The sequence below is a fragment of the Streptomyces sp. NPDC006365 genome (genome assembly GCF_042870755.1).
In the GTDB taxonomy this organism is placed as follows: domain Bacteria; phylum Actinomycetota; class Actinomycetes; order Streptomycetales; family Streptomycetaceae; genus Streptomyces; species Streptomyces xiangluensis.
Genome location: NZ_JBIAHS010000017.1, coordinates 111,296 through 126,251, shown reverse-complemented (window position 1 = coordinate 126,251; position 14,956 = coordinate 111,296). Strand labels below are relative to the sequence as shown.

The 14,956-nt window shown below is 70.8% G+C and carries 13 protein-coding genes; 6 read left to right on the top strand and 7 right to left on the bottom strand.

The window, feature by feature from the left end; genetic code table 11:
* Positions 1-19 precede the first annotated feature (19 nt).
* The gene (locus tag ACFYO0_RS34870; RefSeq protein ID WP_388684252.1) at positions 20-1,177 is read left to right on the top strand and encodes an acyl-CoA dehydrogenase family protein; all 1,158 of its coding nucleotides are present in this window, start codon (positions 20-22) and stop codon (positions 1,175-1,177) included.
* 66 nt (positions 1,178-1,243) lie between these two features.
* Here the strand turns inward: ACFYO0_RS34870 and ACFYO0_RS34865 are convergent, their stop codons facing one another.
* Genes ACFYO0_RS34865 through ACFYO0_RS34835 form a run of 7 tightly spaced genes read right to left on the bottom strand, consistent with a single transcriptional unit; the run spans position 1,244 to position 8,223 of the window.
* Positions 1,244-2,359 carry an acyl-CoA dehydrogenase family protein gene (locus ACFYO0_RS34865; protein WP_388684250.1) on the bottom strand — a complete coding sequence of 372 codons (1,116 nt, stop codon included), beginning with the start codon at positions 2,357-2,359 and terminating at the stop codon, positions 1,244-1,246.
* Positions 2,356-3,603: an acyl-CoA dehydrogenase family protein gene (locus ACFYO0_RS34860; protein WP_388684247.1), complete on the bottom strand. Its 1,248-nt coding sequence runs from the start codon at positions 3,601-3,603 to the stop codon at positions 2,356-2,358. Before ACFYO0_RS34860 ends, ACFYO0_RS34865 begins: the two co-directional genes overlap by 4 nt.
* A gap of 16 nt (positions 3,604-3,619) precedes the next feature.
* Positions 3,620-4,768 carry a thiolase family protein gene (locus ACFYO0_RS34855; protein ID WP_388684245.1) on the bottom strand — a complete coding sequence of 383 codons (1,149 nt, stop codon included), beginning with the start codon at positions 4,766-4,768 and terminating at the stop codon, positions 3,620-3,622.
* On the bottom strand, positions 4,765-5,223 hold the full coding sequence (locus ACFYO0_RS34850; protein ID WP_388684242.1) for a Zn-ribbon domain-containing OB-fold protein: 459 nt from the start codon (positions 5,221-5,223) through the stop codon (positions 4,765-4,767). Before ACFYO0_RS34850 ends, ACFYO0_RS34855 begins: the two co-directional genes overlap by 4 nt.
* A 15-nt stretch (positions 5,224-5,238) precedes the next feature.
* Positions 5,239-6,153, bottom strand: coding sequence for an SDR family oxidoreductase (locus tag ACFYO0_RS34845; protein ID WP_388684241.1), 915 nt, complete (start codon positions 6,151-6,153; stop codon positions 5,239-5,241).
* A 22-nt stretch (positions 6,154-6,175) separates the two neighbouring features.
* Complete coding sequence (locus ACFYO0_RS34840) at positions 6,176-6,886, bottom strand: hypothetical protein (RefSeq protein WP_388684238.1); 711 nt, start codon at positions 6,884-6,886, stop codon at positions 6,176-6,178.
* Positions 6,886-8,223 carry a phenylacetate--CoA ligase family protein gene (locus ACFYO0_RS34835; protein ID WP_388684235.1) on the bottom strand — a complete coding sequence of 446 codons (1,338 nt, stop codon included), beginning with the start codon at positions 8,221-8,223 and terminating at the stop codon, positions 6,886-6,888. Before ACFYO0_RS34835 ends, ACFYO0_RS34840 begins: the two co-directional genes overlap by 1 nt.
* Positions 8,224-8,418: 195 nt before the next feature.
* Here ACFYO0_RS34835 and ACFYO0_RS34830 point away from each other — a divergent pair, with 195 nt between their 5' ends.
* The 5 genes from ACFYO0_RS34830 to ACFYO0_RS34810 all read left to right on the top strand — a co-directional run bounded on the left by ACFYO0_RS34830 (position 8,419) and on the right by ACFYO0_RS34810 (position 14,947).
* Positions 8,419-9,165 (top strand): electron transfer flavoprotein subunit beta/FixA family protein, encoded by a 747-nt coding sequence (locus tag ACFYO0_RS34830; protein WP_388684451.1) that lies wholly within the window; start codon positions 8,419-8,421, stop codon positions 9,163-9,165.
* 126 nt (positions 9,166-9,291) lie between these two features.
* The gene (locus ACFYO0_RS34825) at positions 9,292-10,257 is read left to right on the top strand and encodes an electron transfer flavoprotein subunit alpha/FixB family protein (RefSeq protein WP_388684233.1); all 966 of its coding nucleotides are present in this window, start codon (positions 9,292-9,294) and stop codon (positions 10,255-10,257) included.
* A gap of 76 nt (positions 10,258-10,333) precedes the next feature.
* Positions 10,334-11,413, top strand: a complete 1,080-nt coding sequence (locus ACFYO0_RS34820; protein WP_388684231.1) for an amidohydrolase family protein — start codon at positions 10,334-10,336, stop codon at positions 11,411-11,413.
* Positions 11,414-11,447: 34 nt separating this feature from the next.
* Positions 11,448-13,976: a GNAT family N-acetyltransferase gene (locus tag ACFYO0_RS34815; RefSeq protein ID WP_388684228.1), complete on the top strand. Its 2,529-nt coding sequence runs from the start codon at positions 11,448-11,450 to the stop codon at positions 13,974-13,976.
* The gene (locus ACFYO0_RS34810; RefSeq protein ID WP_386338130.1) at positions 13,973-14,947 is read left to right on the top strand and encodes an LLM class flavin-dependent oxidoreductase; all 975 of its coding nucleotides are present in this window, start codon (positions 13,973-13,975) and stop codon (positions 14,945-14,947) included. The genes ACFYO0_RS34815 and ACFYO0_RS34810 overlap by 4 nt, the downstream gene beginning before the upstream one ends.
* Positions 14,948-14,956 lie beyond the last annotated feature (9 nt).

Below are 14,956 nucleotides of genomic sequence, written 5' to 3'. Positions count from 1 at the left end.
CCCATTCGAGGGAGGCGACATGGACGCGATTGACTTCGCAGCGGTGCTGTCCGAAGTCCGGCGCTTCGTCCGGGAACGCGTCGTGCCGCTGGAAGCGGAGATCGACGAGAAGGACGAGATGCCGGCGGACATCCGCGAGGCGGCGAAGAAAATGGGGCTGTACGGCTTCGCGCTGCCGGAGGAATACGGCGGGCTCGGGCTGTCGATGTACGAAGAGGCCCAGCTGATGTTCGAGCTCGGCTACACGACCCCGTCCCTGCGCTCGATGTTCGGGACGAACAACGGCATCGCCGGACACGTCCTGATGGTCGGCGGCACCGAGGAACAGAAGGCCGAATGGCTGCCGAAGATCGCCTCCGGTGACGTACTGGCGTCGTTCGCGCTGACCGAACCCGAGGCCGGCTCGGACCCCTCGACGCTGACGACCCGCGCCCACCTGGAGGGCGACGAGTGGGTCATCAACGGCGCCAAGCGGTACATCACCAACGCCCCGCTCGCCGACATGTTCATGGTCTTCGCGCGCACCGACCCCGACGCCCGGCGCACCCGCGGCATCTCCACCTTCCTGGTGCCCGCCGGCACTCCGGGCCTCACCGTGGCTCCCAAGGACCACAAGATGGGCCAGTTCGGCGCCTGGACGGCGGACGTGTACTTCGACGACGTACGCGTACCGGCCGCCGCCCTCGTCGGCGGCGAGGTCGGCCTGAACCGAGGCTTCTCCACGGCGATGGGCTGCATCGCGCACGGGCGGGTGCACATCTCGGCACTGATGGTCGGCATGGCCGAGCGCCTGGTCGACGAGTCGGTCGAATACGCCCGCACCCGCCGCCAGTCCGGCAAGCCCATCGGCTCCTACCAGCTGGTCCAGGGCCTGATAGCCGACTCGATGACCGACTACTATGCCGGACGCGCCACGGTCCTGGATGCCGCCCGGCGCTTCGACTCGGGCGAGGACACGAAGATCGGCCCGTCCTGCACGAAGTACTTCGCCAGCGAGATGGTGTGGCGGGTGGCGGACCGAGCGGTGCAGGTCCACGGCGGCGCAGGCTATATGCGCGGGGTCGCCGTCGAGCGCTTCTACCGCGACGCCCGGCTGTTCCGCATCTACGAGGGCACCAGCCAGATCCAGCAGGTCATCATCGCGAAGGCGCTGCTGGGTGAGGTGGCGCGCGGCTGAGCGGCACAAAGGCCAGGGCCCGGGGGTACCCCCGGGCCCTGGCCTTTGCTCGGTCGTCAGATGTCGTCAGATACCGAGCCGGTCCAGCAGCCGCTCGTGATACACCGCCGGGCCGCCGAACAGCAGTTGCGAGGACTTGGCGCGGCGGAAGTACAGGTGGGCGGAGTGCTCCCAGGTGAAGCCGATGCCGCCGTGGACCTGGATGTTCTCCATGGCCGCGGCCATGTACGCCCGTGAGCAGCACGCGTGCGCCACCGCCGAGGCGACCGCGAAGTCCGCGGAGCCCTCGGCGGCCAGCCGCGCCGCTTCCCGGGCGGAGGCCTCGGCCAGTTCCACCTGGACGAGCATGTCCGCGCACTTGTGCTTGACCGCCTGGAAGGAGCCGATGGGCCGGCCGAACTGGTGACGTTCCTTCGCGTACTCCGTGCTCATCTCCAGGCACCGGCGCGCCCCGCCCGCCTGCTCGGCGGCCAGCCCGACCGAGGCGACGTCCAGGACCCGGGCCATGATGCGCCCGCCCTGCCCGTCCGCGCCGACGAGCGTCGCGGGCACGGCGTCGAACGTCAGCCGGGCCATCGCCCGGGTGGCGTCCAGGGTCTCCAACGGGTCGGCCGTCAGCCCGGTCGCCCGCCGGTCGACGGCGAAGAGCGACGGGCCGGCGACGGTACGGGCGACGACGAGGAGCAGATCGGCCGTCGTACCGTCGATGACGAAGCACTTGCGGCCGTTCAGCTTCCAACCGCCGTCCCCGTCGGGCTTGGCGCGTGCGGAGATCAGCGCGGGGTCCCAGGAGCCGCTGTCCTCGGCGACGGCGAGGGTGGCCGTGGTCCGCCCGGCCGCGATGCCGGGCAGGTGGCGTGCGCAGGCATCCTTGTCGCTCGAGGCCAGCAGGGCCTGGGCGGCCAGGACGACGGTGGCGAAGTACGGCGCGCACAGCAGGGCGCGGCCCATCTCCTCCAGCACGACGCCGAGTTCGACGAGACCGAAGCCGTCGCCGCCGTACTCCTCGGGGAGGGCCAGGCCCGGCAGCCGCAGCTGGTCGGCCGCCTGCGCCCACACCTCCGCGTCGAAGCGCGGATCGCTGTCCATCAGCTTCCGCACGGCTTCCTCGGGTGACTTGGCTTCCAGGAACTCACGTACAGAAGCGCGGAGTTCCCGCAGCTCGCTCTCGTCGGCGGTCACGGACGCACCTCCTTGGCGGCGGTGGCCACCGGTTCCTTGGGCAGGCCGAGGACGCGTTCCGCGAGGATGTTCTTCATGATCTCCTCGGTACCGCCGAGGATGCGCAGGGCCGGGGTGGCCAGGAGCAGTTCGGACCAGGCGTACGTGCCCCACTGGCCGGTGTCGGCGATGAGCCGCGGGCCGAGCACATCGGACACGAAGTGCGCGGCGGCGGTGAGGTTTTGACCGTACATCAGTTTCGAGACGGACATCTCGGGGCCCGGTGCGGTTCCGGCGCGGAGCCTGCGCAGGGCACGTGCGTTGAGGTGTTCGGTAGCCATGGCGTCGACCAGGAGTTCGGCGAGGCGGGTGCGCAGGGCGCGGTCGTCCCAGGTCCAGGTGGCGCGCATCAGCGCCGAGAGCCGGTCCGGGGACAGGGCTGCGGCCACCGGGCCCGCGCCCTCGCTGCCGACCGTGGCGCGCTCGTTCATCAGGGTGGTCAGGGCGACGGTCCAGCCGCCGTCGACCTCGCCGAGGCGATGGTCGTCGGGGATGCGTACGTCGGTGAGGAAGACCTCGTTGAAGTCGGCGCCGCCGGTCATCTGCCGGAGCGGTCTGACCTCCACGCCAGGTGTGTCCATGGGGATCAGGAAGGCCGTGATACCGCGGTGCTTGGGCGCGTCCGAGTTCGTACGGGTCAGCGCGAGGCCGATCTGGCTGTGCTGGGCGACCGAGGTCCATACCTTCTGCCCGTCGATCACCCAGTCGTCGCCGTCGCGTACGGCACGAGTGGCCACGCTCGCCAGGTCGGACCCGGCGCCGGGCTCGCTGAACAGCTGGCAGGCGATGGCGTCCCCGCGGTACATCGCGGGCAGCCAGCGGTTCTTGATGTGCTGCTGGGCGTGGGCAAGGATCGTCGGGCCGATCATGCCGAGACCGACCACGCCGAGCACGCCGGTGTCGGCGACGTCGTACTCGGACTCGATGGAGTCGTAGAGCAGGTCGTGGACGGGAGTCAGGCCACGGCCACCGTACTCGGGCGGGCCGGTGATCCAGCCGAAGCCGTTCTCGTGGCGGATCCGCTGCCATTCCCGTGCCCGCTGCACGTGCTCCTGTTCCTCCTCGGGCGGGAGGCTGCTGAAGTACGCCATCGTGTCGTCGCCCTCGCCCCAGGTGAGGGCGGTGCGGTCGGGGGCCTTCGCCACGTGCGCGTCGAGGAAGCGGCGCGCCTCGGCGGCGAAGTCCTGCATGTCGTCGGATTCCATCGCGTTCGCTCCGCTGTCAGGTCGAGAGGATCGTCACCGCCGACGCGCCCGGCGCGCCGTACAGGTGGGTGAGGCCGACGCGAGGCGTGCCGGGGACCTGCCGGTCCCCCGCCGTGCCGCGCAGCTGGAGCACGATCTCGTGGATCTGGCGCAGTCCGGACGCGCCGATCGGCTCGCCGTTGCCGAGCAGTCCGCCGTCGGTGTTGACCGGGAGCCGGCCGCCGATCCTGGTGGCGCCCTCGGCGACGAGGCGTTCCTGCTCGCCGTCCTTGCACAGGCCGGTCTCGGCCATGTGGATGATCTCCGACCCGGCGTCGGTGTCCTGGAGCTGGGCGACGTCGACGTCCTCGGGGCCGATGCCCGCAAGTTCGTACGCCGCCCGGGAGGCGTCCACCGTCGGGCTCTCCACCGGCTCCCCCACCGGGAACGACGGGCTCTGCACCTCGAAGGCGCCGAGCCTGCGGCTGCGCAGGGCGGTGGCCCGCACGCGCACGGGGGTGGAGGTGTACTTGTGGGCCTGGTCGGCGCGGCACATCACGACGGCCGCGGCGCCCTCGTTCGGGCCGCAGTACATGAACTGGCGCAGGGGGTAGTTGAGGACCGGCGAGGCCAGGATCTCCTCGGGCGTGAGCGGGGTGCGGCGCCAGGCCTTGTCGTTGCCTGCGGCGTTGCCGAAGTTCTTCGACGCCACGCGCGCGAGCGTCTCGTGCGAGATGCCGTGGTCGTGCATATAGCGGTTGATCTTCATGCCGAAGAAGTGGGTGGTCAGGAAGAGCCCGGTCTGCCCGTACCAGGAGGGGATGCCGGCCACGGACGGGTCGGCGGCGAACGCGCCGCGCGGGTGCTTGTCCAGGCCGATCGCGATGGTCAGGTCGTGCTCGCCGGTCTCGATCGCGCGGGCGGCGAGCGCCACCGCCGTACCGGCCGTGGCGCAGCCGTTGAACACCCCGCGCAACGGCACTCCGGTCAGGCCGAGCCGTCCGACGATCGCGTCGGGGTTGGCGACCTCGTAGCTGCCGATGTAGCCGCCCTGGACCTGAGGCCAGGTCACGCCCGCGTCGGCGAGCGCCAGCCGTACCGCGTCCGCGCCCATGTCCATCGCCGGCTTCCCGGAAAACCGGCCGAACGGGTGGAGCCCCACCCCGATGATGACGGCCTCGGTCACTGTGCCTCCTCCTCGGCCGCGTCGTCCTCCGCCGGGGCGAACGCGAACGTCATGACTTCGGTGCCGTCGTCCTGCACGGTGTAGGGCACGAGCGTGAGCCGCATGGGCTGCCCGATCCTGAGCTTCTCCGGGTCGGGTTCGGTGAGGCGGCCCTCGACCAGCAGCTCGCCGGGGAGTTCGACATATCCGACCGTGTACTCCTCGAAGGCCTCGGGGCCGTCGTACGGCGGGGACGGCGGGCGGAAGTTCTGGGTGGTGTACGTCCACAGCGTTCCGCGGTCCGACAGGAGCCGTTCCTTCGACTCCGTGCCCGCGCACTGTACGCAGTGCGTGGCGGTGGGGAAGCTCACCAGTCCGCAGGCCGTGCACTCGGAGCCGATGAGCCGCGGTGGTGCGTCCGCCGAGGGCGGCCAGGTGAACAGGCCCTCTGCGACCGGCCGTTGCGTCGTCGTCATGTGCTGCTGCCCCCTTCAGGCCGTCGTGCTGCGGTTGCCCATGGCGTCGGCGTTCGGAGCCGCCTTGGCCACCAGGTTCGGGACGACGGAGGACAGCTCTTCCGGTGTCCATCGGGACTCGGCGCCCGTCGCCGGGCCGTTGACCCAGCCCTCCAGGACCGTGATCCGGTTGCCGACGACGCCGAACACCCGGCCGGTGACCTCGCGGGAGGCGGCCGAGCCGAGCCACACCACGAGCGGCGAGATGGCCTCGGGGGTCAGGTCCTGGCTCTCGGCGGCCTGCTGCATCATCTCGATGTCCTCGGTCAGCCGGGTCAGCGCGGTCGGCGCGATGGCGTTCACCGTCACGCCGTAGCGGGCGAGTTCGGCCGCGGCGATGAGAGTGAGGCTGCCGATTCCGGCCTTGGCCGAGCCGTAGTTCGACTGGCCGGGGTTGCCGAAGATGCCGGACGGAGAGGTCGTGTTGATCACCCGGGCGTCGTTGCCCTGGCCGGACTTGGAGCGCTCGCGCCAGTACGCGGCGGCGTGGTGCAGGGTGGCGAAGCTGCCCTTGAGGTGGACGGCGATCACGCTGTCCCAGTCCCGTTCGGTCATCGACACGATCATCCGGTCGCGCAGGATGCCGGCGTTGTTGACCAGGACGTCCAGGCCGCCGTAGGTGTCCACGGCCTGCCGTACGAGGCTGCCGGCGCCGTCCCAGCTGGAGATGTCGTCCGTGTTGGCCACCGCCTGGCCGCCGGCCGCGACGATCTCGTCCACCACGGCCTGGGCGGGCCCGGCCGAGGCACCGCCTCCGTCGCGCGCACCGCCCAGGTCGTTGACCACGACTTTCGCCCCGTGCGCGGCGAACGCCAGGGCGTGCGCCCTGCCGATGCCGTTACCGGCGCCGGTGACGACCACGACTCGGCCGTCGACCACTCCTTCGGACATCTTCAACTCCTTGATGCGATGGCTAGTTGGCCTCGGCGAGCAGAACGCGCGGGTCCTCGCTGCCGCAGCCGCACCGGCCGGTGACGACGCGGCCCGCAATGCCGAGCGGCGTCTCGGGCAGCGCCGATGTGCGCTGCTCCCCCGCCGCCAGGAACAGCTGCCCGTCCCGCTCGTCGACCCGCCATTCGGCGACGTTGACGTGCGCGCCGGTTCGCTCGGGGCACTCCAGGGCGAGGGCCGGTCCCACGGCCGCGATCAGGCACGCGGGCACACCCACACCGCGCAGCACCGGTACGGCGGCCGGCCGGGCCAGTACGACGGACACCGAGCGGAACATCTCGCCGATGTCGGCGCTGCCGGCGAGTCCCTCCAGGGTCTCCGCCGACAGGCCGATCACCACCTGTGGGTCAAGCTCCCGGTGGAAGACCGCGGTGCGGCGGTGGTCCCAGCCCATCGCCTCGGCGATGCCGTACGTCACCTTCAGCGTGCGCAGGGCTCCGATCACCGCCTGGCCCCAGAAACCCTCGAATCCGGAGGTGGTCAGCACCGCACGCTGCCCGGCGGCCAGGCCGTGCCCGCGCAGCCGTTCGGTGGCCCAGGCCGTGTCGCGGGCGAGTTCCGCCCAGGTCAGCTCCATGTCCTTGACGCCGTCGGCGGTGGGAAAGCGCATGAGATAAGCGAGTTCGGGCCGGTCGAGTTCCCGGGCCCGGGCAAGGGTGTCGGCGCGTGCCATCAGCTCTTCACCACCCGGGGGAACTTGGCGACGCTGGTCATGGTCTTCAACAGGTCCTCCTCGGTGCGCATGTCGAGCACTGGCCTGACGCCGGTCCGCTCCCGTACGGCCTCGCTCAGCCGCCCGGCCAGGGAGCCGACGTCGCCGGTGAGCGCGGGGTCGTAGCCGACGCGCAGCCGCAGTTCGTCGACCTCGCGGCGCTCCCGGACGATCTGGAACACTCCGGCCACCGTCTCCGGCTGGTCCTCCACGGCCTGCCAGACGTCCCGCAGTACGACGGAACGCCCCTGAACCACGGTCTCGTCGCCGCGCCGTCCGGCCACCCACATACGGGCGTGGGTGCGCCCGCAGCCGCAGCGGTCGCCCGACAGGCGGACCAGGTCCTCGCTGCGGTAACGGATGAGCGGTGCGGCGCGGTTGTCCAGGTCGGTGGCGACCAATTCGCCGAGGTCCGCCTCCGGAACGTCGCGCCATCCGCCCTGCTCGTCGACCTCGACGCACTCGGCGAAGACGGTGTCCTCCCAGAGGTGGAAGCCGTCGTGTTCGCGGCACTCCCAGGCGGTGCCGGTGTCGGCGGCACTGGTGTACTCGTAGATGTCGATGCCCCAGTCGTCGCGGATCCGCTCGCGCATCTTCCGGCTGAGGGGCTGCCCGGCGCAGGAGGCGCCCTTCAGGGAGGAGAACGCCTCCTTCAGGTCCACCTTCTCGGCCAGGTGCTCCAGCTCCACCATCTGCGGATACATCATCTGCAGGTAGGCCGGGCGGTAGGTGCGCAGGGCCTCGACGACCTCGTGCATCTTGCCCAGCCAGGTGTCCACCTCGATCACGACCGCGCCCAGCGCCTGGTAGCCGGGGTCCATGAGGTTGCGGAAGGTGCCGGGCGGGCTGAGCACCCGGTCTCCCGGCCTCAGGCCGAGCTCCCACAGGTCACGCACCTGCGCGGTCACCAGGGGTGGCGCGTCCTGCCATATCTCGGCGAAGAACTCCGGGTCGCCGGTGGTGCCCGAGCTGGAGGAGACGGACGTCAGCTCTTCCATCGGGACGCACAGCAGACCGCCGAAGGGATCGCCGGTGCGGGCCCGGTAGGCGCGCACCATGTCCTTGGTGATGAACGGGACGCGGGCCCGGAAGTCGTCCAGGGTGCGGATGTCGCGTGGATGCACCCCGTGCTCGTCCCAGAGCTCGCGGTAGAAGGCGGAGTTGCCGTAGGCGTGCTCGACGAGCTCCAGGACTCGTTCCTCCTGCAGCGCCCGCAGCTGTTCGCGAGCCATGGTCTCCACCTGTGGCTCGAAGTACCTGTCCTCGTACCTGTCCTCGTCGGACCTGTCACCGACCATGGCGCCTCCTTGCGCGCTGAAGCTGCCCAGATCTTCCAGCTATCAGCGCAATCAGTCAACCAATTCGACGGATTCAAGGCCAGACCTCGCGCCACGCCGATCGATATAGTTAACTATTAGCACTCATTAGACCTACGGGAGCTTCGGGAGTGCGCCGTGAAGATCGTTGTCTGTGTGAAGCACGTGCCCGATGCCATGGGGGACCGCACCTTCACCGAGGAGGGCGTCACCGACCGGGCGTCGGTCGACTCCCTGCTGTCCGAACTCGACGAGTACGCGGTCGAGCAGGCCCTGCGGATCGCCGAATCCGGCGTCGACGCCGAGATCAGCTACCTCACCGTCGGACCCGACGACGCCAAGGACGCGCTGCGCAAGGCGCTGGCCATGGGCGGCGACTCGGCGATCCACGTGAGCGACGACGACATCGAGGGCAGCGACGCGTTCGGCACCTCGCTGGTCCTGGCCAGGGCGATCGAACGGCACGGCTTCGACCTCGTCCTGTGCGGGATGGCCTCGACGGACGGCACCATGGGCGTCGTACCCGCCATGCTGGCCGAACGGCTCGGCGTCCCGGCCGTCACCCACGTCGACGAACCGGCGGTCCAGGCCGAGGACGGCACGGTGACCGGCCGCCGCGAGGGCGACGGTGCGAGCGTACGCATCCAGGGCACCCTGCCGGCCGTCGTGTCGGTGACCGACCGCTCCGGTGATGCCCGCTACCCCTCGTTCAAGGGGATCATGGCCGCGAAGAAGAAGCCGCTGGAAACCCTCGACCTCGACGACCTCGGGATCGAACCCGAGCAGGTCGGCCGGAGCGGCGCGCGGTCGGCCGTGGACACCGCGACCAGGCGCCCGCCGCGCAGCAAGGGAGAGATCGTCAGCGACGAGGGTGCGGGCGGCGTGGGACTGGCCGATTTCCTCACCACAAGGAAGTTCGCCTGACCGGACCGAACCGGAGCGGACCGGACGGGACCGGACGGGACACCGACACCGCGGACCACCCAACATCCGCGCCCGAGACCGACCACACCCACACCCACACCCACACGACTCAAGGAGTGCATCACCGTGGCCGAGATCCTCGTATTCGTCGACCACGCCGATGGCGTCGTCCGCAAGCCGACACTCGAACTGCTCACCCTGGCACGCCGCCTCGGTGAACCGTCGGCCGTCTTCCTGGGACTGGGCGGCGCGGACACCGCGACCGAGGTCCTCGGCCGCTACGGCGCCCACAAGGTCTACGTCGTGGACGCCCCCGAGGTGGAGGAGTACCTCGTCACCCCGGCCGTCGACGCCCTGACGCAGATCGCCGAGCGCACCGGCCCGGCTGCGATCCTGCTGCCGGCCGGCCCGGACGGCAAGGAGACCGCCGCGCGGGTGGCGCTCCGCCTGGACTCGGGGCTCATCACCGACGCCGTCGACATCACCGCCGGGGAGGACGGCCCGGTCACCGAGCAGTCCGTGTTCGCGGCGACGCACCAGGTGACGGCACACGTCACCCGGGGCATACCGGTCATCACCGTCAAGCCCAACGCCACCGCCCCCGAGCCGGCCCCCGTTGCACCCGCCGTCGAGAAGTGGGACGTCACCTTCGGCCCGGCCTCCGCCGCCGTCAAGGTCCTTTCCCGCACACCGCGGGAGCGCGGCGACCGTCCCGAGCTGACCGAGGCCGACATCGTGGTCTCCGGTGGCCGCGGCGTGAACGGTGCCGAGAACTTCACGGTCATCGAGCGCGTCGCCGACACCCTGGGGGCGGCCGTCGGGGCGTCCCGCGCCGCGGTGGACGCGGGCTGGTACCCGCACAGCCACCAGGTCGGCCAGACCGGAACCCAGGTCTCCCCGCAGCTCTACCTCGCCGCCGGCATCTCCGGCGCGATCCAGCACCGGGCGGGCATGCAGACGTCCAAGACCATCGTCGCCGTCAACAAGGACGCGGACGCGCCCATCTTCGAACTCGCCGACTACGGCGTCGTAGGGGATCTCTTCCAGGTGCTGCCGCAGCTGGTGCAGGAGATCGAACGGCGTCGGAGCTGATCTTCCGCCCTTCCATCCAGCCCCTGAAACTCCTAATCTGTTTAACTGATTGCATCTATTGCCCCGAAGGAGCGCCATGACGAAGATCTGGGTCAACTCTGGGGATTCCCACGTGATGGAACCGGACGACCTGTGGACCGAGGCGCTGCCGCCGCGCCTGGCCGACCGGGCGCCGCGCAGTGAGCGCGGCGAGAAGTACGAGGTGCTCTACATCGACGGCGAGCGCATCGACCGCCAGCTCAACGACTTCATGGACGCCATGCGACCGCCGGGCTCCCGGGACCTCGACGTCCGGCTGAAGGACCTGGACCAAGAGGGTGTCTGGGGCCAACTAGCCTTCCCCTCCATGGGGTTCTGGCTGGTGTCGATCACCGAGCGGGAGCTCGCCCGGGAGACGGTGAAGGCCTGGAACAACTGGGCGCACACCGACATCCTGAGCAAGAACAAGCGGGTCATCACCCCCGCCTGCGTTTCGACGGCGAACATCGAGGATGCGGTCGCCGAGGTCGAGCGCGTGGCCGAGCTGGGCTTTCAGTCGGTCTTCCTGCCCTGCTCGACACGGCCCGGCGAGGAGTACGCCCTCGACCGCTGGGAGCCGCTGTGGACCGCCGTCGAGCGGGCCGGTCTCGTGCTCGGCTTCCATATCGGAACCGGCGGCGAGAACGTCGTCTTCCGCGGGCCCGGCGGCGCCATCGTCAACTACATGGAGACGACCTACCCGGGCATGCGCGTGATCTCCCACATGGTCGCGGGCGGTGCCCTGGACCGCCACCCCGACCTGAAGCTCCTCATCGCCGAGGGCGGTGCGGGCTGGGTCCCGGCCATCGGCGACCGCATGGACGAGGCGTACCGTCAGCACGGCATGTTCGTCCGGCCGAAGCTGAGCCGGCTGCCCAGCGAGATCATCAGGCAGCAGGTGTACGCCTCCTTCCAGCACGACAAGAGCTCGGTGGAGATCGTCGAGTCGACCGGCTACCGCAACGTGATGTGGGGCGACGACTACCCTCACCTGGAAGGGACGTACGGCCACACCCAGTCCACGCTCCGCGAGCTGTTCGACGGCGTGCCGGACGACATCCGCGAGCGCGTCACGCGCGGCACCTTCAACGAGCTCTTCCGCCTGCCGGAGCAGACTCCTCAGGAGGCGGCCGTCTGAGCGGCACAGGCCCGGCACAGGCGGAGAGACACCCGTGACCACTCCCCCGTATCACGAGGACTCGGAACGGCGGCAGCCCGAACCCCAGGAGGGACCGTATCCCGAGCAACTGGAACGGTCCTACCCCGAGGACCTCGAACGGCCCGGACTCGTCAGAACTGGGCGGTCGACCTTCGTCCGGCCCATCCGGCCGGAGGACGCCGACCGCCTGGTGGCGTTCGTCGGCACTCTGTCGCGGGCGACCCTGGCCTACCGGTCCCTCGGCCCGGTGGTCCGCGTGCGCGACGACCTCATCCGGCGCGGCGCGCACGTCGACTACCTCAACGAGCTGGCGCTGATCGCCCTGGCCGGCGAGGAGATCGCAGGCCTGGTGCGCTACGTCCGCGACCCCGAGGAACCGGAGCACGCCGAGGTCACGTTCACCATCCGGGACGACCACCAGAGCGAGGGGTTCGGCAGGCTGCTCCTCGAACACATCGCCGCTGCCGCTCGCGCCCGGGGCATCCGGGTCCTCGAGGCCGACGTTCTCGCGGACAACACCCGCATGATCAATGTGTTCCTCGGCTCCGGCTACCAGGTCGAGACCGGGCCACCCGGCCAGATCATCCACTTCGAGATCGCCATCGACCCGCAGGCCCAGGCCGTCGCCCGGGCCGAGCGCCGCGAGCACACGGCCGTACGGCGCTCGCTGCGACCACTGCTCGAACCCCGGTCGGTCGCGGTGATCGGCGCCAACCGCAGCCCGCTGACGATCGGCAACGAGATCGTGGCGAACCTGCTGCGGGGTGGTTTCAGCGGCCGCGTCTTCCCGGTCAATCCGCAGGCCGAGCAGATCGCCGGAGTGCGGGCGTACCCGAGTGTCCGGGAGCTTCCCGAGCCGCCGGATCTGGCGCTGGTGGCCGTGCGGGCGGAGGCGGTGCCCGATGTCGTACGGGAGTGCGCGGAAGTCGGCGTCAAGGCGGTGGTCGTGGTCTCGACCGGTTTCGGGGAGACCGGCGCGGCCGGACGGGCCACCGAGCTGGAACTGGCCCGCTTCGCCCGCACCTCCGGCATGCGGCTGGTGGGGCCCAACTGCATGGGCGTGGTCAACACGACGCCCGCGGCACGGCTGGCCGCGACCTTCTCACCCGCCCTGCCGACTCCCGGCCGGGTGGCGATGTCCAGCCAGTCCGGGCCGCTGGGGCTCGCGGTGCTCGACTTCGCGCGGCGGCTGCGGCTCGGCTTCTCCGGCTTCGTGTCGGTGGGCCACGCGGTGGACGTGTCCACCAACGACCTGCTCCAGTGGTGGGAGGAGGACCCTGAGACCTCCGTGATCCTTTTGCACGTCGAACACTTCGGCAATCCGCGCCGGTTCGCCCGTATCGCCCGCCGGGTCGCGCCGCGCAAGCCGATCATCGCGGTGCACCCGGGGCACGCTGATTCGGCGGTGAGTTCGCTCTTCGCCCAGTCCGGGGTGATCCGTACCCGCAGCCTCCAGGAGCTGTTCGACGTCGCCCTGCTGCTCGCCCACCAGCCTCCCCCGCCCGGCAACCGGGTCGCCGTGATCACCAATGCGGGCGGGCCCGCGTCACTGACCGTCGGAGCCTGCGCGGCGAGCGGGCTGCGCGTGCCCGCCCTCGGGGAGCCCACCCAGCAAGCGCTGCGTACGGCCCTCTCGCCCAGCGCCGACATCGCGAACCCGATCGACCTCACCCCCACAGCGACCGCCGCGCACTACCGGCACGCGCTGGACACCGTCCTGGCCGACGACGACATCGACGCCGCCATCGTCCTGTTCATGCCGCCGCTGGCGGACAAGCCCGACGAGGTGGCGTCGGCGATCCTCGACGCGGCCGCGGCCGCGCCCGAAAAGCCGGTGGTGACCAGTTTCCTCGGCGGCGCGGGCGTCGCCGATCTGCTGCACCGGGGCGACCTGGTCGTACCCACGTACACGTTCCCCGAGGCGGCGGCGGCCTCACTCGGCCACGCGGCGGCCTACGAGGCGTGGCGCAGCACGCCCGCAGGCGTCGTACCGGATCTCGCGGGAGTCGACGTGGAGCGCGCCCGCTCGCTGGTCGCCGGATCGGCCCCCGGCCTGGTCCCTGCCTCCATCGCGGCCGAGCTTCTCGACTCCTACGGAATCGCCGTACAGGACACCGAACCGGGCTCCGGACCGGACCCCGGCCCTGACGCGTTCCTCTCCGTCAGCGCCGACCCGGTCTTCGGCCCGGTGGTCGCCTTCGGCCTCACCGGGGACTACGCCGATCTGATGGCGGACGTCGTCCACCGGGTCACTCCGCTCAGCGACCGCGACGCCCGGGAGATGGTCCGCTCGCTGCGGGCGGCTCCGCTGCTGGACGGCCGGGTGGGTGGCCGGGGGGTGGATCTGGCGGCGCTCGAGGAGACCGTCATGCGGATCTCGGCGATGGTCGAGGACCTGCCCGAGATAGAGGCGCTGGAGCTGCGTCCCGTACGGCTGCTGCCGCCCGGGGACGGGGTCGCCGTCGCCCAAGCGACGATCCGGCTGGCGGACAGCGCCACGGGAGACACGACGGGACACCCGATGAAAGGCGGCCCCTCATGAAGGTGGGCATCTACTTCGACCTGCGCAACCCGCCGCCATGGCAGCAGAGTTGGTCGCGGGTGTACGGCTTCGCCCTGGAGATGTGTGAGGAGGCGGACCGCCTGGGCCTCGACTCGGTCTGGTTCTCCGAGCACCACGGCTTCGAGGACGGCTACCTCCCGCAGCCGCTCACCATGGCGGCGGCGGCCGCCGCCCGCACCCGCCGCGTGCGCCTGGGGACCGCGGTCATCCCCGCCCCGCTGCACGCGGCACCCGAGATCGCGGAACAGGCGGCGATCGTGGACATCATCAGCGACGGCCGTCTGGACCTCGGGCTCGGCACCGGCTACCGCGTACCCGAGTACCGGCTGTACGGAGGCGACCTCGGCAAGCGCTATTCCACCACCGACCAGCGGGTCCGGGAGATCCGCGGCCTGTGGGCCGAGTCCCTGGTCACCCCCGGACCGGTCCAGGATCCGCTGCCGATCTGGCTCGGCTACCAGGGTCCGCAGGGCGCTCGCCGGGCCGGCCGCCTCGGCACCGGGCTGCTGTCGCTCAACCCGGCGCTGCTGACGCCGTACCGGGACGGGCTCGCCGAGAGCGGCTACGACGCGTCGACAGCCCGGATGCAGGGCTCCTTCACCACGTTCGTCACCGAGGACCCGGACGGCGACTGGCCGGTGGTGCGCACACACCTGGCGTACCAGTGGGACAGCTACCGCCGGTACATGGTGGAGGGGACGGACCAGCCCGTCCCCCGCCCCATCGACCCGGAGAAGTGGCGGGAGACGGGGCTGCGCGCGACCGGTGTCGGTCAGTTCCTCTACGGCACACCGCAGGACGTCGCCGATGCCGTCAAGGCGTACGTGGCAGGGTTGCCGGTCGAAGGGGTGTTTCTGTGGGCCTCCCTGGCCGGGATGCCCGAGGACATGGTCGCCCGCCAGGTCCAGCTGATCTCCGGGAAGCTGCGCCCGCTGCTTGCCGATGTCTGACGAGGAGTT